Consider the following 23342-nt stretch of genomic DNA (forward strand, 5'->3'; position numbering starts at 1 on the left):
TACAGACATTGCGGGCTATTACACTCAAATGCATCGTGTGAGATTGGGATCGGGATTCATTACCGCTCAAATGGTATTGATGACTGACTAATTGCCTCCTATTCATTCAACACAATTCGATAACGACATTCTCTCCATTTACAAAACATCTTATTATCTTTTTTGTTTTTATTTATTTTAAATTCAGGTCCTATTTCTAGCGTTATTTTGACATGCTTCAATGTTGGGATGGGTATTAATAAATAGTCATTGTTTGGGAATGGTGTGAATTATTATAATGAAATTTGAGGACGATATTTTTTAAAAGGCATTTCTGATGCTATTAGAATAATATCTTTTATATTCATTAGCAGGAAAAATATAAAATATGTTCAAAAAATTATTTCAACCCGAAAAGATTAACCAGTGCGTTATTCCTAACCGGCTGGTTGTCCCCGCGATGGTCACCAACCTGTGTAATAGCGATGGTACTGCGTCAGACCGTTATATCGCCTATCACGAAGAAAAAGCAAAGGGCGGCTGGGGGCTGATTATCACCGAGAACTACGCTATCAACGAAAATGCGATGGGCTGTAAATACATTGGTGGGTTATGGCGTGATGACCAAATCGCCAGCCATCGTAAACTCACCGACACTATCCATAAATACGATAGCAAAATCTTCTGCCAGATTTACCACGCAGGTCGCCAGACGTCAGAGCATGTGAACGGCGGTGTGCAGCCGGTGGCGCCCTCCGCGATCCCGTGTCCTGCGTTAAAAGAAATGCCCCGGGAACTGGGTATCGACGAAATCCAGCAGTTGGTGTCGGAATTCGCCGACTGCGCACGCCGGGTGAAAGAGGCTGGGTTCGACGGTGTTGAAATCCATGCTGGCCACGGTTATTTGATTGCCGAATTTTTATCGCCTTACGCCAATAAACGTACCGACAAATATGGCGGTAACCTTGATGGCCGTATTCTGTTCTTGAAAGAGATCTATCAGGCGGTGCGTAAAGAAGTCGGGATGGACTATCCGGTCACCATCCGACTTTCCGCTGACGAAGGTTTCCTCGGCGGACGCGATATCTCTGAAACGCGCGTGCTGGCGCAGATCTTCGAAGAGTGGGGCGTGGATGCTCTGCATATGACCATGGGTGTCTATGGCGATCACAACAAGGCCTGTACCGTGCCGCCGATGTATGTGGGCCATGCTTGGGCCGTCTCCTTCTCCGAAGAACTGAAGAAAACGGTGAATATGCCCATCATCACCGTGAATCGCATCAACGATCCGCGTATGGCGGACAACGTTCTGGCGCTGGGCAAAGCGGACTTCATCGCGATGGGACGTGGCTCGCTGGCCGATCCGCATCTGCCTAACAAAGCGAAAGCGGGCGATGTGGCGTCGATTCGTTATTGCATCGGCTGCATGCAGGGCTGTCTCGCCAGTCTGCCGCTGGGCGTGCCGTTCACTTGTCTGGTCAACCCGTCGCTGGCGCGTGAAAACAGTCTGGATTACAGCAAAGTCGACAGCCCTAAACGCGTCTTCATCGCAGGCGCTGGTCCGGCAGGGCTGGAAGCGGCGCGTGTGGCGGCGATGCGCGGCCACAAAGTAACGCTATTTGAAAAAACCGGCTATCTGGGCGGTCAGTTCCGCTCTGCGGCTTTCCCTCCGGGTAAAGGCGAACTGGCGACCTACACCGCCTGGCTAGGCCGGGAACTGGAAAAACTGGGCGTGGAGATCAAACTGAATACGCCGCTGACCAAAGCGATCGTCGCGGATGCGCGTCCGGACTCCGTCATCGTCGCGACCGGCGGTAAACCTGCGGTTCCGCCGATCAAAGGCATTAACCAGCCGCACGTGGTGCTGGCTGAGGATGTCCTGCTGGGTAACGTGGTCACTGGCCAGCGTGTCGTTATCGCGGGCGGGGGTGAAGTGGGTGGCGAAACCGCCGCACACCTGGCCATGCAGCAGAAAGAGGTGACCGTTGTTGAAATGCGCGATCGCCTGCTGCAGGAGCTGGATGGCGTCAGCAAGTTGCATCTGATGTCCGTGCTGGACGAGTACGACGTGAAGCAATATCCCAACACCAAGCTGTGTGAGATCGGCGAAAATCAGGTGATCCTTGAAAATGCGCAAGGACGGATGGAGCTGGAAGCGGATACGGTCGTTATCGCACTGGGATACGCGCCGGTAAAAGAGCTGGCTGAAGAGCTGCAAGGGGTCGTGGACGATGCGATCGTCATCGGCGGCGCCGTGAAAACCAGCAATGCGCTGGTGGCTGCGCGTGAAGGTTTCGACGCGGGTATGTGCCTGGCCTAACCGAACCACAACGCCGATTAACTTCGGCGAGTAACACTCGTTACCCGGGCTTTTCATGCTACATGGAAGGCCCGTATTTTCATCTGTCGTCGTTAGTCCCTCTTCGTTCCATTCCTCTCTTGGCTCTTTTTTCTGATCGTTGGTGAGAGCGACATAATGTCGTGATACGTGGAATGGCCTTGCCGATTAAAGCAGGCGATTAAGAAGAGGTTGAGGCGGAGGGTGTGGAGGGGCGAGAAATAACGGACAGGCGAGAGGCCTGCCCGTTATAAGACCTAATGCGTTACGATGCGATATTCAGCACCAACGCGTTGGTTGCGGATAACGAACGCGTTCTGACTTTAATCCAGACACTGCCGCGCGGGTCGACATAGGACGCTTCTCCATTGTGCTTGAAGAGGGCATCCGTCGAGTCGACGCGCGCGTTGAGGGGGGCGGAGCCCACCGTTAAGCGCTGCGGCGCAGGCTTGTCCGTGCGAACACGAAGGTAGACGAATTCGTGCAATGGATAGTCATACTTACGCGGCGTCAGGCTCACTTCCAGCGAACCTTTTGCACGGCGTTGGCGAACGTCGATCACCGAGAACTCTCCTTGCCGTTCTGCCGAACGGGTCACACCGCCATCGTCCCAGTAGAGCTGATGGTGGCCTTCGCTGGACTCCCCGAGCGGATACAGCGCCAATACCAGCGGCTGCTCGAACTTATCCATTACCTGAATGTTCTTGAACGGCGCCTGCAGATCGGACTGCGTATGTCGCTCAGGGATAATTGCCCCTTCGCGAATAAACAGCGGCATGCTGGTGATATCGGCACTGACGGAAAGGCGCTGTCCCCCCTTGATGGGATTCGCGATATCCACCGTGTCTTCGATGACATGGTAACGATACCAGTTCAGCGTCTGTCCTTTGACCGCGTTAGGGAAGTAGACTTCTTTTTCAGCCATGTAGGCGGCTTCGCTACCGGCAGTGCTGCGCGTCATGATTGGCGCATAAAGCACTGAGCTGTCGATAAAGCACTGCGTCGCCAGTACGTCTTTGTTGCGTTTATCGAAGATCCCGTCATCGCCCTGCCACAAACACATCGCCTGTAAGATCGGAATACCGGTCTGAGTATTTTGAAACATGGCGTCATACAGCAGGTGATGCCAGCGCACGCGGAAGCAGACAAAGGCCGCCATGATATCGGCGAATGTGCGAGTACCGCTGACCGGCGCCTTTTCGGTAAAGCGATAAATTTCCTGATAGGGTTTCATCGCATCGTAGTGGTTGCGCATCCAGGGCAACAGGCACGCAGCCTGGGTCCAGCGGGTCATCAGCTCGTGTTCGCAGATGTCGCCGATGTCGATGTCGTCGGGTCCCAGCACCAGCCGGTCATACACCATGGGGTTATGGTTGCGACAGTGTTGGTCGCCGTAGAATACGCTGGCGGGATCTTCCGGCGCTTCGCCCGGCGCAAACCCCCCAACATCCGAACCGGAAATCGGCAGGCCGGACATCCCCAGATTAAGAACCATGGGCAGCGTCGCCTGCAGATGATGCCAGGTCGAGGCGTTATCGCCCACCCAGTGGCCGGCGTAGTGTTGCAAACCGGGATAGCCGCTGCGGCAGATGATATAGCTGCGTTTGTAACCCTTAAGCAAATCTTCATGCGCGCTGAGCCCATGCTCGTAGCTGGATTTCGCCAGCATATACGCATGGAAATTGCGGAGTTCGACATAAGGCGTTTTACGACCGTCGCCGAAGCGGGGATCGGTCAAATGGAGTTGACCGTGGTAGCTGCGCCAGTTGAAGGTGTTGGTTCTCCGTCTGTCGTCGCTGGGCGGCTCGCCGGTGAGCGACCAACCGAATTGGTTACGCGGCGCTTCCGTATCCGCGAAATTTTTACCGTCTTCGACGTGAGGCATGGAGTCCGGTGCGGGCATGTCCTGCCAGATGAAGCCCAGCCCATTTTTCAGCAGATAGGTGTACTGCTCGCCCCAAAAGCGCGCCGCATCCGGATTGCCGTAGTCGGTGACCACCGCGCCAATCATGTCGCGCTCGGCGGTTTGGGCGTTGATGCCGTAATCCAGTACCAGCAGGTTTTGATCGGGGTAGTTAGTTTCCCCAATGCGGGTGAACGTCAGGCCTGGATAGTCGCTCTCATGCTTCGGACCACGGAATTTAGGGATATTGGATTCGCCTTCATTGGCGACGCAATAGCCTTTTTCGATCAGCCCCTGAGCGGTGGCATACTGCTTCTTCGATTTGTCCGCAGGATTATAGGCGACCTTGTCCGCGCGGATAAACGGCGTGATGTTGGTTTGGCACTGTAGATTGAACTTGGCCGCCCAATCGAATACCGAGATCCCTTCGTCAACCTTACCCTTCGTCCAAAAGCTGTCTTTGATGGTAAAGACTTTTTTGTCTTCCTGTATGTCGATGTCGATCCCCAAACCTTCGATCGGAATACCTGCTTTTTGGTGTCCCTTGACGATATCTTCAACGTAAACCTTGATCGGATCGTTGACATCATCGGGGCGCAGCAGGCCCGGGCTGCCGTATTTGGCCTGGAAATAACCGAAGATATATTTGGGCGGCATTACCGCGCGATCGTTCAACGTGATCTCTTTCTTGCTCGGCGCATCCAGATTGCCTTTGCCCATCAGGAATGTGAAGGCATCCATGACGCCTGAACCTTGCTCCGAGAACATATAGTGGCAGTCGAATTCACCGTGTTGGACCCCGGCCTCAACGCCATTTGCGTCGCGAGAGGGGTGCTTCAGGGAGAAATAGCTCTGTCCGGTGTTATCGAGGAACACGCCGAGAAACTGTTGCTGACCCTCCACGACGGCGCGTTCAATATAGAAGGGGGCGTTCAGGTATAGCGGAATGTTGGCATTGGCCTTGAACGAATCCTTGTACTCCGCTTTGATTGGGAAGACTTCCGGCTGGTTGTACCACAGGTTGTCATANTTGTAGCAGGTCACCTGCGAGCCGGTATGATCCAACAGGGAATAGCCGCTGTAGCTATAGCACTGTTCGATAGCGTGCCCAACGGTCGCATTGCTTTTCCCGGTCAGGTTGTAGTTCACGATTTCGCCAAGACCGAAATAGTGTGTCGCCGACTCGGCTTTACGTTTCATATTCGCGACGGTGCCGACGCCGGGTTTGGCGTGGCATAGCGGGCCGGACGAGATATCCGTGACCGCGCCGTCTGACAGCCGCTTGATTTGGATCGACAGTAAATCGTCTTTGTCTCGTAAAAACTGAATCTGAATAGACCGTAACTGGATGCTGACGCCATCCCGATTCCAGCGCAGGAGGGGATGGAAGCCGGCGGCCTGTTCATATCGACGTATTTGCTCAAGACGTTCTACGACGATGGGCCCATATACCTTGTCCGGATAGTCGTTGATGCTGGCGGCGGCGGGCGCAAACCGAACCCGGAAGGCGTCTTTCTCACAGGATGTGACCTGCAGTACGAGATACACGTCCCGCTCGGCGGTTGCCGAGCCGGATTTCGGTTTGGCTTTGGCATTGATATATATCGTCCAGTCCGTGTCAAAACCGTTGGGAGAGTGGGGCTTACCGTCCCAGTAAACCGAATAAAGTTCAATATCGTCGCCGACGGACCAATCGTCCACAGGGACATAGTCATAGGTGTTATAAGCACGCCACGACGCGGGAAGTTCTCTGTTTTTCATCATTACGCTGTCCTTGATATTCGATTAGTGCTTGTCTGCTGAACGGTGAAATTCAAAGGCAATCCAAACGCTATCGGTATCGGCGTAATATTGATGAGGCGGGTAGAAGAAGCAGGGATCGTCCATGCTGGCATTCTTGGCAATGTCCGACACGCCTTTCCAGGCGTCATATTCTGTCACGATCGGCATCGGCAAATGCGTGTTGCCGGGCGCCAGTCTGAATTCTTCATACAGTTCAGGGAAGGCTTTACCCGTATCAAACGGCGATACCACACCGCCTTCCGGCAGTACGGGTCGTTTGCCGGCAATCGCGGCGCGGGCTTTGTTTATATCGGTGAACTTTTGCATGCGGCCGCAGCCAATCAACTGCGTATGGACCTCGAACAGGTTGCTGCCATGAGCGGCGTGGATCCCCGCATCAGAGCCAGCCGGCAACCACCACAGATTGACGTACAGCTCGTAGGGTAAGACTTTGCTGCCGGCAGGCGCTGGCAAACCGGTCAACTGCCACGGATTCACCTGAATCTTGTGGTTGAGATGAAGCTGATTGGAGATCCACAGCGGAAGCGCAGGGGTTCCGGCCGAGAAAGCGTATTTCGCCCACTGGGTATCGCGCGAAAAGACGTCCGATTCGACATTGCGCGTATTGCGAACTTGAATCAGCGAGATCACGCCGTTCGCCGAGGCGTCAGCGGTCGTAATCACCGCGCCCGCGCGGATGATGATGCTTTGCAGCGAGGGGACGGCGTGACGCAGCGGCGTGTCATTGTGCAGGTCGCTGTTGACGTGCGACGTCGCGGCGACAAAGACCGGCTGAGTGCCCAGATTGGTGAGAATGACGTCGGTGTTGTCCTGATGAGCGAAAAGGCCGGTGGTATCGAATTCGTGCAGATTACTGACCATAACCCCGAACAGCAGTCCGCCGTTGAAAGGGTACTCGGTCACGACATTTTCGGCAGCTCGGGGAGTGATGGTGACGGTTTTGGGCGCCGCGGGGTTCGCGCCGGGAGCCAATGTCGGGTCAGCGGCGACACACGAGGAGGCAATCACCCCGGGAGGACATTTCGCCGTAGTCGCGGCGGTGGATGCGGCTTCTTTTGCCATCGTCTTATGAGCGGTGCCAGCCAGCGCGACCGTTCCGGCGACGCAGCTCCCATAGAGCAGGAATTTTCGCCGGGAAAGCGTGCGCTGATTCTCTTCTTGTTGAGATAAAGGGCAAGCCTCTGCCGATTTATTCTTCAATTGAGTTTTCATTATGACCTCTAAGTATTTATGAATTAACAATTCTGTTATCTGTCATTAAAATGACGGCCACCCAAATACCTCATTTCTGAATGTCTGGTTTGACATCGAAAAAACAGAGTATGTCGGCGGTGATATTTGATTTATGTTGTCATCAATTTATCGGTTGTGATCTCGATAGTCCGGGAGAACACAATCGATAAATCGATGTAAATAACGTTTCGCCATTATTTTGAAATCTGTATTTTCTACGGATGACAATCGCGCACAAGTTATTATCCATCGTTATCGCTGGATAAAGTTCGGTCAATATTACTGTTATTGTCGCGAATGTTGTCACGAGAAAATAATTTACCGCTGGCGTAAATAACGCCTTTCCGCAGTCAGGCCAGCTTACATCCGCTTAACAGGTGAAATACCTGTCAGTGCTAAGACTCACGGCGGCATCATCTCACAGTGACCCACTTTTTCGATTGATAAACAACGCGGTAGATCTCTCGAAGAGTATATTATTAGCTAACTCAGTATTTAATATGCATCCCTCTAATTATTATTAATCCGTATCAGTGGAATGAAGGAGTAGCTGCTACATTTAATATCACAATGCGCAGCAAACAATTTATTAGGATTGTATGTTTATTTGTACTGTTGACAGTCTATAAAACTGTCTTCCTTAAACCCCAATTCTCCATTCACGTACATTTTAACAAGTCTTTGTATAAACATCCTGTTCTTGGTCAAAAATAGAGAACGTTTCGAATAAAATCATATTTTATTTCACTTGCTAATTAAAGCTCACTATGTGACGGCAGCGACAGCCTTTGATAGACAATGAATATCACGTCATTTATATTTTCTATCCCGCCGCTAAACGGGGATGACTATACAGTCCAGTCCGGCGTGTTATTCAACCAATTCTGAACATATTGAATAAGAAATAATCAGCCAAAATAATTGGCTTCTCATTTAAGCATCAATACGCATCCGTTTATTTCTCATCGTATTCTTTTTATGTTTCCCTCCATTGAGGCTCTTTTCGTTTTTGGCTTTGCAAGATCAGGCCCTCCTGCTTGGTGACCTATGATTCTCTATATATAGAGGAGGGGATAAACGACAGCGGACAATACTCCGACTTGTGTAAAGCGATCACCCGTCAACCTGATCACGGACTATGGCTGTCGAAGCATTGGCCTTCGGGAGGCGAAGCCGATGTGGCAAACCCGATAAATTGGGGCGAGCCGATTTGGGATGCGACATATCGTCTATTCTTAAAGTCCCGCTTTGGGGAACGAGCTGGTCTGCTTGCGCCTATCATTGTATGACACCAAGAGATAGGGGGGAGGGCGTTGCGAAGGCGGCGAGCGGTCGTCAGGCGCACAGGCGTTTCGTGTCGATGATATGGTGCTCCCTTGCTGCGGTGACGGGCTAAATAATGCGAGCAGATCAACTTTTAGGCACTTGATATTTTGTGGGGTACAAAGGGCTTGCCATCCATTCCTAACCAGTCCATAATAGCGTCCATTCCTGGTTAGGGAATAAGAAAGTCGATTCTAATCAATTGGTTAGAAGAGAAATGACAATCTGGTCCCCATTCAAAACTACATTATCGTTATCAGTGTAGGTAAGTAATTAAGGCGCGTTGGCAGAGTGGCCATGCAGCGGATTGCAAATCCGCCTACCTCGGTTCGACTCCGGGACGCGCCTCCAGCTTTTGGCCCAGGTGGTGGAATCGGTAGACACAAGGGATTTAAAATCCCTCGGCGTTCGCGCTGTGCGGGTTCAAGTCCCGCCCTGGGCACCATTGAATAAAACCCATAATAATCAATCTCCTAGCAAAAGTCATCGGCCGCCATATGGCGGTTTTTTTGTGTCTTCAAATTCCCCCCGAAATCAAAAGTGGCGACAAAATGGCGACAGAAATTTTTAAGATTGTGATATTTCGCCGTTAAATCATAAAAATGAACAAATCCGCTTCACGCATCTGTTTCTGCCCTTATCAAAAAAAATCCCTATACCAAACGTGTTTTGGGTATGAACTTAAAGGCGAACGGCGGAGCGTTGCTGCAGGTGTATGCCCCCAGACGCGACAATGGTTTGAGTAGCTTGTAAGTGCTGGATGATTCGGCCGTCTTGATCGACTGTTCGGTTTATAGCTTTACGGTATTCAACGATGACGGCTGCAGGCGATACATCGGTAGGCGGAGCAGGCTATTCCCCCGCATACCGATCCGCTGCCGAATATCAAAGCGGCACTGAACGAGGTGCTCAGCGTCGCGCTGTTTTTTGCCTAGTGGGGGGGTTAATCGCAGGTGAGGTGACGAGAACCATCGGCTTTGATATCGAAAAGATTCATTTCTGACGGGTCACCATTACAGTTAAATGCATAACCGTTATAAAGCCAGAACCGTGTAAGACCATTGAAACCTTTATATTTACTTCTATTAAAATATTTCATAAAAGCTAATTGATGGTCTTCGGTATTTTGGTATTTTTGATATTCGCTCAACATGGACTGATCCCACCAGTGAGCTAATGGCCTCTTACCACTTAGCGGAGAATCAACACTTTCCTCATAAAAAACAGCAGAGTATTCATCACTATTCTTATCAAACGGGTGTTGTTTGAAGTAATTCATTATTAGGTCAATCAGAGTCTGTTGCCCTTGCGGTGGATTGACGACCACAAAATGCTCCCCTTGACCTGGATAGATAGCAGGTTTGCCGAAGGCGAACTTCGCGGATATGTCACCAATATAATTGATCCATATTGTCATAAAGACGTGAAGCGCCAGCGTGCTGCCAATGTAAATCCATTTCTGCCGGAAACGGCGGCATAGAAATACGATGATACATATTGGGGCGATAAGCCAGATTAGCGGCAGCATGGTGGAGTAGTGCGTCCACAGGAACGTGCTGTCGTCGAACTGATATAAACGGCCGATGATGAGTAATAAGTAATTAATCACCAGAAAAGTAAAGGTCAACTTCATCGCGTCAAAGGGCTAATCACAGGTGGGCTTTTGAGTGCCATCGGGTTTTATGGTCACAATTGCGGTCTGATTTTTTTCACACGAATAATCATAATCGCCGGTTAACCAGATTCTCATGGTTCCGCTTGGTTCTCCGGTGTTTGGGCCATGAAAAGAAGCAAATGAAGCGCTCCGATAATTGGTAATGTCTAGGTAGTTTTCGTCGGGGCCTGTGGGAGACTGATCCCACCAATGCGTTAAAGGAATTTCACCGCTTACGGGGGAATCCACGCTACGGTGATAAAAACTGGCGTAATATTCATCCTCTTTTTTGTCAAAGGGATGCTGTTCAAAGTACTTCATTATCAGGTCAATCAGAGCCTGCTGCCCTTTCGGTGGATTGACGACGACAAACCGCCCATTCTGACCTGGATAAATGGTAGTTGTTCCGAAGGTAAACTTTGCGGAAATGTCACCAATATAATTGATCCATACCGTCATAAAGACGTGAAGCGCCAGCGTGCTGCCAATGTAAATCCATTTCTGCCGGAAACGGCGGCATAGAAATACGATGATACATATTGGGGCGATAAGCCAGATTAGCGGTAGCATGGTGGAGTAGTGCGTCCACAGGAACGTGCTGTCGTCGAACTGATATAAACGGCCGATGATGAGCAATAAATAATTAAGCACCAGAAAAATAAGCGTGGTTCTCATAATGTATTGTGCTTAATTACAGGTGGGGTCTTGGGTGCCATTGGATTTGAGATCCACGATATTATTTTCGTTCTCTGTGCAGCTTTTTCTGTAGCTGTTGTTAAACCAAAAACGTGTTATCCCTTTAAGATATCTATCATTTTTTTTATTGAAGTATGTCATCGCAGTGATTTCATAATCCCCAGTATAAATATATTTTGGCGCCGGCCCCGTCATTGGCTCATTCCACCAATGTGCCAGAGGTCTTTTACCATTCGTGGGAGTATCAATACTTTTCTTCTTAAAAACAGCACTAAATTCTTCCTGGTTTTTATCGAAAGGATGCTGTTTGAAATACGCCATAACCAAATCAATTATTGCTTTTTGGCCTTTAGGCGCGTTAATTACTACATAATTTTCATCGTCACCGACGGGCACAATGGTGGGGGGGGCAAAGGATATCGATGCCGATATTGGACCAATGTAGTTAATCCATAATGCGGTAAACACATGCAGTAGAATATTGCCGCCCGCGTAGCGCCATTTAAGACGGTGCCGGCTGCATATAAATACAAGAGTCGAGACAGGACTCACCACCCATATCAGTGGGAGCATCGTTGAATAATGCATGTACAAAAAGGAATCTTCGTCGAATTGATGAAGTCGTCCCACGATGAGAAGTAGGTAATTCACAACCAAAAAAGCAAAAGTAAAATTCATAGCGATCCCTTGATGGGGTAGTCCATTTCCATGACGGTGACAAACGGTTTATACCCGAACTGCTTTAGATGTTGCAGGATAAACCAGCCTCGAAATCCCGCAAGCAAGCCATATTTTTTTATGGAACCGTTGGTCGGGTCGGGTCCGACATCGGGTAAGTCCAACCCAAAATGGTCGTAGAACGTGACGCGGACCTTACCAGTATAAAAACGCCCGACACGGTCATATTGAACCAGCTCTGCTTTGGCTGCCCAGACATCATTAATTGTGATGGTCAGTCCCTTATAGATATCGCTAACAGAATGGAATGCCGGGGGGCGAAGAACACTCTCTCCTGGTTTTTGATACTGTGGCATCCAATCTCCTAAAGGATGTTTACTTATTTCGCCACTGTTATTTTTTATAGTGGTATCAACGCCTTCAAGCAATCTTGTTACAAACTCTTGTGTGCCCGGATGCGCGCGCACCGCGCGTGTCAAATCTGGGTGCCTGAATTCCCCGCCTTCCTTCTTTTGAAATTGTGAAATCATTGCGAGAATAACAAATTTCAAATCGCCTGAAGAAAAAAGTGAGGTCACCATTTCCCTGAATTTATCAAAGAAAATATCCGGGGATTCAAAGTCAACCATCCAATCATCCACGGCAAACATGTGCGTATGCATATAGGTGGGAATGGCGGTGATTTCTTCTTTGGTCATATCGCCGTAGAGCATATCCGCCGCCGGCGTTCCATCGGCATTCAGTCCCGGCTTATGCTTAGTCTCATAAACCAGAATAGGGAGATCAATCCGCGTCGCACTGGTGGTGTCGGTGACTTCGGAGACCTTGAGCGTCGGCTCGGGTTCGGTTCGCGGCGTGGCAGGTCGGGGCGCAAATCCCCAGCCTGCTTTCTGCGCCGGCGCATTCACTCTGGCGCGGTCATAGGCATTCCGGACGGTATTGGCGAAATCGCGGTGGGCGTTGATGTCTAAGGTGCCCGCCGTTAATGAACAACAGGCGTGCTCTTGCGAGCCTAATACGACGGTTTGGGCGTCCAGCGCACTGCCTTTTTCGGGCGACAGGATACGCGTAAATTCATCTGGGGTGAGTTCATCCAGACGCTTGGTGATCAGCATGTTTCATTCCCTGTAAACAGATCTATCCCTGTGAAGCGCGGATAGTCTATGCGCAACTTATAGTTATGTAAATGAACGATATGCCACGAAAAAACCGCCAAATCGGCGGTTTAATTTTCCCGGGTGTCAGCATGTGTTTTTAGTATGCAGACTCATGATGACATCAGGGCTGTTTATTTTATAAACGTTTCTACAGATCAATTTTTCGATTTCGATCGGTATGAGCGATCAATCGTTCAAGCCGGATTTTGCTGTAGCGTGTGGTGTCAGACTGACGCGTTCGCTTAGGGGATATGCCGAGGGGTGATGGCATTTATAGATGTTACCGCTGTTATTGTAAGACAGCTATGTCGAGAGTTTTGTCTTGCCCTTGTCGCTGATTTATCCAGTGCCAGCTCTAGACACAAGTTTTGATACCCGATCTATTGAATGAGTCTCTGCATTCAGCGTGAGTCGACTGACGCAATCATCAGTGTACCAGCACATTTATATCTGAATGCGATGTTGTGTCCCGGAGGAGGTGCTTAGAGGCTAACCTCCTGGCCTGGCATAGGTATGCGACTTGACTATAAATTGGAAACTGCTGGGGTGAGGCGATGTGCATCATTATGTTTGAACCCAACTGCCTCATCCATTTTCATCACATGTATGCGTATTAGCGATCACGATGTTCGTCCCCGATGACTTAATAAGCTGAGAGCGCCGTCTAATTGTTATTTCGAAAACCTTAAAAGTGTAGTTCGGCCTTGTGATTCCGGCTTTGCCTCCGGTATGTATTCGACGTTAAAGCACAGGCAGGCTAGGGCCGATTTCTTTATAGCTGTTTGCCGCGCCTGTCTTGAATAATTAATCAGAATACTCGTGACTATCGGGAGGTGAATTTTTTAATCACTAAGTGATGGCGCGTGACGATAGAGGGCGTTAAGTGAAACGAGATGCAAAAGCATATCCCACAGCGCGTGCACTACAAATCACCGAGTAGAGATGGAATCAGTTGCGGTCGATATAGCACACGCCTAAACCGTGACTGGCTATCCCAATGATAGGTAAAAAGGGGAGCATAAAACATAACGGTTTCGGCATGTCTGCTATTCTAATTAAATAGGTCGAGGACAGATACCAATGTATGAAGGAATTACCAGAATCGAAGTCAAATTTGATCCTTTTGATAAAAAAAGCCACTAAAAAGTAGCGATGATCGCCAAATAGTCTACCTATATTAAGTATAAGAAGATTTTATCCTGCGCGATTGGCGTGGCAGACGAAGTACCATCGCAAACCGGATGTCCGTCAACGGCTAAATGGCACCTGTGTTTCGTGTATGACAAATCCTGTCAAGCTAATGATATCAATATAATGAAGACGCTAATAATCGATTCGAATTTTTATCTGGCTTAGACGACACAAAATAAATGTGGAATCAGCAATAGTTCAATATCTTTGCAGTAAGCAAAAGGATAAAAAATCAGGAATAAAAATAGAAGAATAATTTTGGGTATTTTTATAAGCCCGCTAACGAATTGCGTCGCCATGTGATGAAAAAAGGTTAACTTTATCGATAAGGTTATAAATATTTTGTGGTTAACAACATTCATCTCGTCAGATTACCTAAAGTTCGCTTTCTAAGTTCTATATCGGTAGTGGCTCTATAAAAAGATTTATATTTCAAGAAAAGCAGTCACTTGTTAGGTATTAAACTTTGTCGTTATTTCGAGTCGTTATCAGGCTTGAAAGCAGGCCAGCGAGCGGCAGCGCACGTGAATTGTCTTTTAGTTTCATCATGCTTCGCAGTGAGTTATTACCACAAAACCCGTGTGGATTTTTGGAAATTTTGTTTCTTATTTTTGTGGGTTCAGGTCAGAGATACATGTATTTGGCTTATACCTTGTCCTAATAAATAATTATCGGAACAATAATAACTGTAGTTATTAGTTCGTTTTTTTTAATGGAATTTTGATGTTTTTTTGTTCTCAAGATGATCTGCGTTATAAGATTAATTTGTTTTTCTTTTAAAAACAGGTGGTTGTGATTATCGTGGCAACCTGTAAGATATTTACAAAATGCGGATTTTTTGGATTTCTGTCTGTTTTTCGTATAAAAAACTTTCAGTGTGCGGAAAAAAAAACCGCACAGATGAAAGCAAAAACTTTCATTTTCGTGACGTAGATCACATAATTGTCAAAATTCACATGCGGCTGCGTTGTATGTGTTGGGGCATAGGCGGTAGAGTGACAACCGTTTAGGATTAATCCTATGCCTCGTTTAAGGACGATAATTGACGGAAGGGAGCTGGTGAGGTGATGGATAATAGGAGCCTAAAAGATGTTGAAATCGGCATGGTAAAACACGTCGAAACAAAATTGCATAAAGCAGTAGGCACATCTGGCACCGATAGTTTTCATGCCACCTATGGAGAGTGATTATTGAACTGGGCGATAGCTAATATCACCTGATTTATGTTTGAAACATAGCCTGTTGGGATGAATTATGGGTACCTCTGAACTACTCAAGCACATTTATGACATAAACCTGTCTTATTTGTTACTGGCACAACGTTTGATTAATGACGAAAAAGCTTCTGCGATGTTTCGTCTGGGCATTGATGATGAAATGGCTGATGCGTTGATGCAGCTAACACTGCCTCAAATGGTAAAACTGGCTGAAACAAATCAGTTGATTTGTCATTTCCGTTTCAGCGATCACACGACTATTAAGCAACTGACTCAAGAATCCCGTGTGGATGATTTGCAGCAGATCCATACTGGTATTCTTCTGTCGAGTCATTTACTTCAACAGTTGTCTTCAAAAGAAGAGAACGTGCCTAAGAAAAGGGCATAATAATGGTTGAGAAAAGTATTGTTCAGGAAGCTAAAGATATTCAGTTAGCTATGGAACTGATCACGCTTGGTGCACGTTTGCAAATGCTGGAAAGTGAAACGCAGCTGAGCCGCGGACGTCTCATCAAGTTATACAAAGAATTGAGAGGCAGTCCTCCGCCCAAAGGCATGCTGCCGTTTTCCACTGATTGGTTCATGACGTGGGAACAAAATATCCACTCTTCCATGTTCTACAACGCTTACCTGTATTTACTTAAAATCAGTAAATGCAGCGGGGTGGAAGCCGTCATCAAAGCGTATCGCCTTTATATCGAACAATGCTCCCCACATAACGAAACTCCCTTGCTGGCGCTAACGCGGGCATGGACTCTGGTGCGTTTTGTCGACAGCGGCATGTTGCAGTTATCGGCCTGCAACTGCTGTAATGGGATGTTTATTACCCATGCGCACCAGCCTAAAAACGTTTTCGTCTGTAGTTTATGCCAACCGCCTTCCCGGGCAGTAAAAAGACGTAAACTTTCTCCGAACGTTGCCGATATCCTACCTCAACTGCTGGACGAGCAGGTTAAGCACGCAGTCTGAGCTTGGTAGCGCTAGTGAACCTGTCATTGAGCATTTAGGCATAATGGCAGGGCTCTTTCCTTCTAAAGTCGTACGCGATAAGACTGCGTTTTAACCTCACTCCACTACCCCTTGTTACTATAAGGAATGCTTGTGCTGGTTATATTGGGTTATATCGTCATTATAGGCTCCATCCTGGGCGGTTATCTTATCGTCGGTGGAGAGCTAGGTGCACTTTATCAGCCTTCCGAGTTGCTGATTATCGGTGGCGCTGCCATCGGTGCGTTTATCGTGGGAAACAACGGTAAGGCAATCAAAGGCACAATCAAGGCTTTACCACTGCTTTTCAAAGGTTCGAAATATACCAAAGCTGTGTATATGGACCTCATGGCTGTGCTCTTCCGACTCATGGCCAAATCACGCCAACAAGGAATGCTTTCTCTCGAGTTCGACATCGACAATCCCAAAGAGAGCGAAATCTTCTCCAGCTATCCCCGCATATTGTCAGACAACTATGTTGTTGAATTTGTAACGGATTATCTGCGTCTCATGGTTAGCGGCAACATGAATGCCTTCGAAATTGAAACGTTGATGGATGAGGAAATCGAGACTGTCGAACATGAATGCGAAGTCCCTGCATCCAGTTTGACTCAGATTGGCGATGGTCTTCCCGCCTTTGGTATCGTCGCCGCAGTAATGGGCGTAGTGCATTCACTGGCTTATGTAGATCGGCCTGCCGCAGAGCTCGGGATGATGATCGCGCATGCGATGGTGGGGACCTTCCTGGGTATTCTTATGGCCTACGGGTTCGTATCCCCCCTCGCATCACTGCTTCGTCAGAAAAACGCCGAAAAAATAAAAGTGCTTCAGTGCATCAAAGTGACACTGCTGTCCAGCCTCAACGGCTATGCGCCGCAGATTGCCGTCGAATTCGGTCGTAAGACGTTGTACTCCACGATTCGTCCCTCATTCACGGAAATGGAGGAGCACATTCGCAATGTGAAGGCGCCGGCGGCGCAGTCAGCGGAAAATGACGCATGAAACATCAGCACCCCATTATTCGTAAAAAGCGTAAATCAGGTCATGGAGGCCACCACGGCGGGGCTTGGAAGATTGCTTATGCCGACTTCATGACCGCCATGATGGCGCTGTTTCTGGTGATGTGGCTTATCGCTATTTCATCACCTTCCCAATTGGTGCAGATTGCGGAGTATTTTCGCACCCCGCTAAAGGTCGCAATGACCAATGGGACACGCATCAGCGACGCGTCCAGCCCTATTCCTGGCGGCGGACAAGATCCGACCCAGCAAGACGGCGAAGTCAGGAAGCAGATGGATGTTTCCAACGACCAACGTCAGCGTGAAGAAGCCAAATTGAACAAACTGCGGGACAAGCTCGATCAACTGATTGAGGCCGACCCGCGACTTCGTGCATTGCGTCCGCATTTGCTGATTGAGATGGTCGAAGAAGGCCTGAGAATTCAGATCATTGATAGCCAGAAAAGGCCGATGTTCAAGCGTGGCAGCGCTCAGGTAGAGCCCTATATGAGCGATATCTTGCGCGCTATCGCACCGATTCTGAATGATATCCCCAATAAAATCAGCTTATCTGGTCACACAGACGATGCGCCTTATGTGACCGGCGAACGGCGTTATAGCAACTGGGAATTGTCTGCGGACCGCGCTAATGCATCTCGACGTGAACTCATTGCCGGCGGTTTGTCCGAGGGCAAGGTGCTGCGCGTGGTCGGTATGGCCGCCACTATGGGGCTGAAGCAGGCACAGGGTGGAGATGATGCGATAAATCGACGCATCAGCTTGGTCGTATTGAACAAGCAGACTCAAGAGAGCATTGAGCGTGAAAACGCGGAAAGCAATGCGGTTGATATTGATAAAGCTGAGAATTTACAAAATATCAAACCTGATAACGCTAAACCTACCCAGACACCTGCCGACAATAACAGTAGTAGCGGCGCTGCGCCTGGGGCCGAAAATGGCACACCGGCACCGGCACCGGCACCGGCACCGGCACAAGGCGCGGCTGGAACGCCGGGGTCCGCTTCCGTCATCGAGACGAATAGCGCATCTGCTGCTAGTCGGCCACAGCCGACTACCGCTTTGCCCGCTTCTCCTGATAGCCAGGCGACGCCTTCTTCAACAAGCCACGATTCACAGCAGAGGTGACCCACGTGAGCATGGACATGAGTGCTTTCTATCAAACGTTCTTTGATGAAGCAGACGAATTGTTGGCGGATATGGAACAGCATTTATTGCTGCTCGACCCGTCAAGCCCAGATACCGAACAGATGAATGCGATCTTCCGAGCGGCTCACTCGATCAAAGGGGGCGCCGGGACGTTTGGTTTCAAGGTATTACAGGAAACCACGCATTTGCTGGAGAACCTGTTAGATGGTGCCAGACGCGGCGAAATGCGACTGAGCACTGACATTATCAACCTGTTTCTGGAAACAAAAGACATTATGCAGGATCAGTTGGACGCTTATAAAACCGCGCAGGAACCGAACGCCGAGAGCTTCGAGTACATCTGCAAGGCCCTTCGTCAGCTTGCGCTTGAGTCTAAAGAAGCTGAGGGCGGAGCTGCTCCTGCCGCTGCGACCAACGAAAGTGCTTCCAATACGTCGGCAGCGTCCTCGACGCCAGCGGGACATAATGAACTTCATATTGCGTTGACCAACCTGAAAGAGCCGGAAATTCCGCAACTGTTGGAAGAACTGGCCAATTTGGGGACGGTAAAAGATCTGCATCAGACGGCAAACAGCGTGGAAGCCACGCTGGTGACGACTGAAAGCCAGGACGACATCACCGCGGTGCTGTGTTTCGTACTGGAACCAGAACAGATCAACTTCAAAACCGCTGGCGCGCAGGCGGCTCCCACTGCGGCAGCGCCGCAAGAGGCTGCTAAGCCAGAAGCTCCTGAAGCTGCGGAACCTACGCCAGCTCCGGCTGAGGTCGCGCCGGCTAAACCTGCCGCGCCAGTGGCCAAACCGGCGGAAGCGGCCAAGGCACGACCCAAAACCGGCGATACCAGCATTCGAGTGGCGGTCGAAAAAGTCGATCAGCTCATCAACCTGGTCGGTGAACTGGTGATCACGCAATCGATGCTGGCTCAGCGCTCCAGCGCGCTGGACCCTGTGGTTCACGGCGACCTGCTGAACAGCATGGGGCAGCTCGAGCGTAACGCGCGTGATCTGCAAGAATCAGTCATGTCCATTCGTATGATGCCGATGGAATATGTCTTCAGCCGCTTCCCGCGTCTGGTGCGCGATTTGGCCGCCAAGCTGGGCAAAGAAGTCGAATTAACGTTGCAAGGTAGCTCTACGGAACTCGATAAGAGCCTAATCGAACGCATCATTGACCCGCTGACTCACCTGGTGCGTAACAGCCTAGACCACGGTATTGAGCATCCAGAGGATCGTGTCGCCGCCGGTAAAACAGCCGTGGGTAACCTGACCCTGTCCGCTGAACATCAGGGCGGTAACATTTGCATTGAAGTTATTGATGATGGCGCCGGGCTAAACCGTGAACGTATTCTCGCCAAAGCCCTCTCACAGGGACTCTCCGTTAGCGACAGCATGACGGATGAAGAAGTCGGGATGCTGATCTTCGCACCTGGTTTCTCCACGGCGGAAAAAGTCACTGACGTTTCTGGCCGCGGCGTGGGTATGGACGTAGTTAAACGAAATATCCAGGAGATGGGCGGACACGTGGAAATCTACTTCCAGAAAGGGAAGGGGACCACTATCCGTATCCTGCTGCCATTGACTCTGGCGATTCTGGATGGCATGTCCGTCAAGGTCAACGGCGAAGTCTTCATTCTGCCGCTGAATGCGGTCATGGAATCTCTTCAGCCTCAATCTGAAGATCTCTACCCGCTGGCTGGCGGCGAGAGAGTGTTGCAAGTTCGCGGCGAATATCTGCCGTTGATCGAGCTTTATCAGGTATTTGATGTAGAAAATGCGAAGACGGATGCGACTCAGGGCATTGTCGTCATTCTGCAAAGTGCGGGACGTCGTTACGCGTTGCTGGTTGATCAACTGATTGGTCAGCATCAGGTTGTAGTGAAAAACCTGGAAAGCAACTACCGCAAGGTGCCGGGCGTTTCAGGCGCAACGATTCTGGGCGATGGTAGTGTTGCGCTGATTGTTGATGTGTCGGCATTGCAGGCGCTTTATCGTGAAAAGCGTGTGGTAGAGACCGCTTAACAAATAATAACGGCTATTGATAATAAGGTGAGTAACATGACTGGACTTGCAAACGTCACAAAACTGGCAGGTGAAACCGTAGGGCAGGAATTCCTGATCTTTACGCTTGGCGACGAAGAATACGGCGTCGATATTCTGAAGGTGCAGGAAATCCGGGGTTACGATCAGGTGACTCGCATTGCCAATACGCCTTCCTTTATTAAAGGTGTAACCAACCTGCGCGGCGTTATTGTTCCGATCGTTGACTTACGCATTAAATTTGCACAGCAAGAAGTTGACTACGATGACAACACGGTTGTTATCGTCCTGAATCTTGGGCAGCGCGTTGTGGGGATCGTCGTCGACGGCGTGTCTGATGTGTTGTCCTTGACGGCGGATCAAATCCGTCCGGCTCCTGAGTTTGCGGTGACGCTTTCAACGGAATATCTCACCGGCTTAGGCTCTCTGGGCGAACGGATGCTGATTCTGGTGGATATCGAAAAGCTGTTAAGCAGCGAAGAAATGGCGCTGGTTGATAGCGTTCTGAAAGGTTGATTGACATAACACATAACGGCGGGNCATCAAAGTATGGCCCGAGTCATATGTAATGAATTTTTCTTTATACGGAAACCTGTCCAGGTAATGTCCTTTTACAGGGATAGGGTCATGGAACTATGGAAAAGACTCACATGCTTAATCGTATCAAAGTGGTAACGAGTTTAGTTCTTATCTTGGCATTATTCAGTGCTCTTCAATTCGTCTCTGGTGGCTTGTTTTTCAATGCGTTAAAAACGGACCGTGATATTTTTCGCGATACACGCACTCTCAATGAGCAAAAATCGGAGCTGGACGCCACCTGGACCTACCTGCTGCAGGCGCGTAATACCCTGAACCGGGCCGGATCGCGTTTGGCGCTGAATCAGAGCACCCAATCTACGGACAATTCTGTCGCGAATGAGCTTATTGAATTAGCAAAAAAACAGCTGCAGATGGCTAACGAACGTTTCGGCAGGTACGAAAACATCCCGTATTCGCCAAAACAAAGCAAAGCTATTCAGGCGGCGGTCAAAACCGATTTTAATACATTAAATGGCGCGTTAAGCGAACTGGTTGTGTTTATTACAACTGGCAAGCTGCAGGCGTTCCTCGATCAGCCAACGCAGAGTTATCAGAACACGTTTGAAAAAACCTACATGACTTACCGTGATTCTTATGACGCCATTTATAAAGACGCCATAGAAGAGAATGAGTCGGCTTATAAGTCTGCACTGTGGGTTCTCGGATCGATCGTGGTCTTCGTTCTGGTGATGTCCGGCGTAGTTTGGCTGGGTGTTAGCCGTGCGCTTATCCAACCGCTGAACAAGATTGTCGAAAATATCCGTTATATGGCGAAAGGCGATCTGACTCATCGTCTGGAGTTCCAGGGCACCAATGAAATGGGCATCCTGGCTGACAGCCTTCGTCATATGCAGAGTGAATTCATTACCACGGTGAGTGCCGTACGTCAGGGGGCGGAAGCCATTTACACCGGCTCAACGGAAATCAGCGCTGGTAACAACGATCTGTCTTCCCGCACCGAGCANCAAGCCGCTTCCCTCGAAGAAACGGCGGCGAGTATGGAACAGCTGACTGCAACGGTTAAACAGAACGCCGAGAATGCGCGGCAGGCGAGCCAGCTGGCACTGAGCGCTTCCGAAACGGCGCAGAAGGGCGGTCAGGTTGTCGATAACGTGGTGAAAACGATGCACGATATCGCAGGCAGCTCACAGAAAATTTCTGACATCACCAGTGTGATAGACGGTATCGCTTTCCAGACCAACATCCTCGCGCTGAATGCCGCGGTTGAAGCGGCGCGTGCTGGCGAACAGGGTCGTGGTTTCGCCGTAGTAGCCGGTGAAGTCCGTAACCTGGCGCAGCGCAGCGCCCAAGCGGCAAAAGAGATCAAAACCCTGATTGACGACTCTGTCGGACGTGTAGACGAAGGTTCAAAACTGGTCGAAACGGCGGGTGAAACCATGGGTGAGATTGTCGGCGCGGTAACCCGAGTGACCGATATCATGGGCGAAATCGCCTCCGCATCTGATGAGCAGAGCAAAGGGATCGATCAGGTCGGTCAGGCGGTAACGGAAATGGATCGGGTGACTCAGCAGAACGCCGCGTTGGTGGAAGAATCAGCCTCTGCAGCGGTCGCACTGGAAGAACAGGTTCGTGGATTGAACCATTCGGTGTCGTTGTTCCGTTTGCCGGAAGAAAGAAGTTCCTTCCGTCCTGCTATCGCTCCTGCGGCGGCTAAAACGGCGCTGCTGAGCCCAACGGTGGGAAAATCTTCTGGCAAAAAAAATGCCGGGGCGGTAGGTAACTCCAGTGATAATTGGGAAAAGTTTTAATCCTTTCCCTTCGCGTCACGGGATGTTCACCATGAACGACTGCTGCGCTTAAATCTGTACTAAAGACCGTTTGTCCGGCCTCCATTTGAGGCCGGCAAAATCGTTTTTGCGAGTCGAAAGGTTATATTTTCGGCTATTACCCGCTGAAAATGCGGATTGAGTTAAAGAAAGGCCGGCATCAGCCGATGGAGTTAGTGTAGGGGACTTGTCGAGCCGGAACATTGGCTGACAGCTCTTTGAGAGTTGGGCAAAGACGCAGTTCACACAGCAAACTTATAGCCTGAAAGGCAGCGCTGCCGGTAAGCCGGTAGCGCATTATAAAAGCAATTTTTTGATTGATGGCCGTAGTTGACAATATGTAGACATGGCTACTGTAGCCTCTGGCAGCAAGTACAGAGGTATCGAAGTGGGTAAACGCAGTGACTAAGATGGACATGTCACCTGAGCTAATTCGGCGTTGGTAGAAAAAACATCAGCAGCATCTCTGAGGTTGAGAGGCACAGGGTTGAATGTTTACCAGTAAGGCGCAGTGGCTGTGCCATACATCTGCAGAAGATGGATATCTGATAAATGGTATGCCTGTAATTGCTGTTAGGGATGAGCCCATATTGAAAAACAAGAAGATAACCTATCC

14 protein-coding genes and 2 tRNA genes are annotated in these 23342 nt (G+C 49.5%); 10 read left to right on the forward strand and 6 right to left on the reverse strand.

Annotated elements, in window-relative coordinates; genetic code table 11:
• Positions 1-367: 367 nt before the first annotated feature.
• Positions 368-2299, forward strand: a complete 1932-nt coding sequence (locus tag SB13_RS14575; protein WP_026741058.1) for an oxidoreductase — start codon at positions 368-370, stop codon at positions 2297-2299.
• Positions 2300-2582: 283 nt separating this feature from the next.
• Here SB13_RS14575 and SB13_RS14580 read toward each other — a convergent pair whose 3' ends face one another.
• Both SB13_RS14580 and SB13_RS14585 read right to left on the reverse strand, forming a co-directional pair.
• Entirely contained in the window at positions 2583-5984 is a 3402-nt protein-coding gene (locus SB13_RS14580) for a TIM-barrel domain-containing protein (protein WP_026741059.1), read from the reverse strand.
• 21 nt (positions 5985-6005) lie between these two features.
• Positions 6006-7235, reverse strand: a complete 1230-nt coding sequence (locus SB13_RS14585) for a hypothetical protein (RefSeq protein WP_026741060.1) — start codon at positions 7233-7235, stop codon at positions 6006-6008.
• Positions 7236-8856: 1621 nt separating this feature from the next.
• Between SB13_RS14585 and SB13_RS14590 the strand changes: the two genes are divergently transcribed.
• A tRNA-Cys gene (locus SB13_RS14590) sits at positions 8857-8930 on the forward strand.
• Between the two features lie 7 nt (positions 8931-8937).
• Positions 8938-9024, forward strand: a tRNA-Leu gene (locus SB13_RS14595).
• Between the two features lie 498 nt (positions 9025-9522).
• Here SB13_RS14595 and SB13_RS14600 read toward each other — a convergent pair.
• The 4 genes from SB13_RS14600 to SB13_RS14615 are packed head-to-tail and all read right to left on the reverse strand — an operon-like array spanning position 9523 to position 12722.
• Positions 9523-10206, reverse strand: a complete 684-nt coding sequence (locus tag SB13_RS14600; RefSeq protein WP_235202417.1) for a hypothetical protein — start codon at positions 10204-10206, stop codon at positions 9523-9525.
• A gap of 18 nt (positions 10207-10224) precedes the next feature.
• Positions 10225-10908: a hypothetical protein gene (locus SB13_RS14605; protein ID WP_026741062.1), complete on the reverse strand. Its 684-nt coding sequence runs from the start codon at positions 10906-10908 to the stop codon at positions 10225-10227.
• Positions 10909-10920: 12 nt separating this feature from the next.
• Positions 10921-11607 (reverse strand): hypothetical protein, encoded by a 687-nt coding sequence (locus tag SB13_RS14610; RefSeq protein ID WP_026741063.1) that lies wholly within the window; start codon positions 11605-11607, stop codon positions 10921-10923.
• Positions 11604-12722, reverse strand: a complete 1119-nt coding sequence (locus SB13_RS14615) for a DUF3289 family protein (protein ID WP_026741064.1) — start codon at positions 12720-12722, stop codon at positions 11604-11606. Before SB13_RS14615 ends, SB13_RS14610 begins: the two co-directional genes overlap by 4 nt.
• Before the next feature lie 2487 nt (positions 12723-15209).
• Here SB13_RS14615 and flhD point away from each other — a divergent pair.
• The 7 genes from flhD (at position 15210) to SB13_RS14650 (ending at position 22708) form a co-directional block, all read left to right on the forward strand.
• The gene (flhD, locus tag SB13_RS14620; RefSeq protein ID WP_026741065.1) at positions 15210-15560 is read left to right on the forward strand and encodes a flagellar transcriptional regulator FlhD; all 351 of its coding nucleotides are present in this window, start codon (positions 15210-15212) and stop codon (positions 15558-15560) included.
• Positions 15561-15562: 2 nt separating this feature from the next.
• The gene (gene flhC / locus SB13_RS14625) at positions 15563-16141 is read left to right on the forward strand and encodes a flagellar transcriptional regulator FlhC (protein ID WP_026741066.1); all 579 of its coding nucleotides are present in this window, start codon (positions 15563-15565) and stop codon (positions 16139-16141) included.
• 132 nt (positions 16142-16273) lie between these two features.
• Entirely contained in the window at positions 16274-17161 is an 888-nt protein-coding gene (gene motA, locus SB13_RS14630; protein ID WP_026741067.1) for a flagellar motor stator protein MotA, read from the forward strand.
• Complete coding sequence (motB, locus tag SB13_RS14635; RefSeq protein WP_026741068.1) at positions 17158-18303, forward strand: flagellar motor protein MotB; 1146 nt, start codon at positions 17158-17160, stop codon at positions 18301-18303. The genes motA and motB overlap by 4 nt, the downstream gene beginning before the upstream one ends.
• Before the next feature lie 17 nt (positions 18304-18320).
• Positions 18321-20342 (forward strand): chemotaxis protein CheA, encoded by a 2022-nt coding sequence (cheA, locus tag SB13_RS14640; RefSeq protein WP_026741069.1) that lies wholly within the window; start codon positions 18321-18323, stop codon positions 20340-20342.
• 36 nt (positions 20343-20378) lie between these two features.
• Complete coding sequence (gene cheW / locus SB13_RS14645) at positions 20379-20876, forward strand: chemotaxis protein CheW (protein ID WP_026741070.1); 498 nt, start codon at positions 20379-20381, stop codon at positions 20874-20876.
• Positions 20877-21010: 134 nt separating this feature from the next.
• Positions 21011-22708, forward strand: coding sequence for a methyl-accepting chemotaxis protein (locus SB13_RS14650; protein ID WP_026741071.1), 1698 nt, complete (start codon positions 21011-21013; stop codon positions 22706-22708).
• Positions 22709-23342 lie beyond the last annotated feature (634 nt).

The sequence above is a fragment of the Lonsdalea quercina subsp. quercina genome, assembly GCF_000688695.1.
GTDB lineage: Bacteria > Pseudomonadota > Gammaproteobacteria > Enterobacterales > Enterobacteriaceae > Lonsdalea > Lonsdalea quercina_D.

Coding starts and splice junctions, on each gene's coding strand:
- SB13_RS14585 (WP_026741060.1), bottom strand. CDS start 7,235: ATGAAAACTCAATTGAAGAATAAATCGGCAGAGGCTTGCCCTTTATCT.
- cheW (WP_026741070.1), top strand. CDS start 20,379: ATGACTGGACTTGCAAACGTCACAAAACTGGCAGGTGAAACCGTAGGG.
- flhC (WP_026741066.1), top strand. CDS start 15,563: ATGGTTGAGAAAAGTATTGTTCAGGAAGCTAAAGATATTCAGTTAGCT.
- SB13_RS14615 (WP_026741064.1), bottom strand. CDS start 12,722: ATGCTGATCACCAAGCGTCTGGATGAACTCACCCCAGATGAATTTACG.
- SB13_RS14610 (WP_026741063.1), bottom strand. CDS start 11,607: ATGAATTTTACTTTTGCTTTTTTGGTTGTGAATTACCTACTTCTCATC.
- motB (WP_026741068.1), top strand. CDS start 17,158: ATGAAACATCAGCACCCCATTATTCGTAAAAAGCGTAAATCAGGTCAT.
- cheA (WP_026741069.1), top strand. CDS start 18,321: ATGAGTGCTTTCTATCAAACGTTCTTTGATGAAGCAGACGAATTGTTG.
- flhD (WP_026741065.1), top strand. CDS start 15,210: ATGGGTACCTCTGAACTACTCAAGCACATTTATGACATAAACCTGTCT.
- SB13_RS14575 (WP_026741058.1), top strand. CDS start 368: ATGTTCAAAAAATTATTTCAACCCGAAAAGATTAACCAGTGCGTTATT.
- SB13_RS14605 (WP_026741062.1), bottom strand. CDS start 10,908: ATGAGAACCACGCTTATTTTTCTGGTGCTTAATTATTTATTGCTCATC.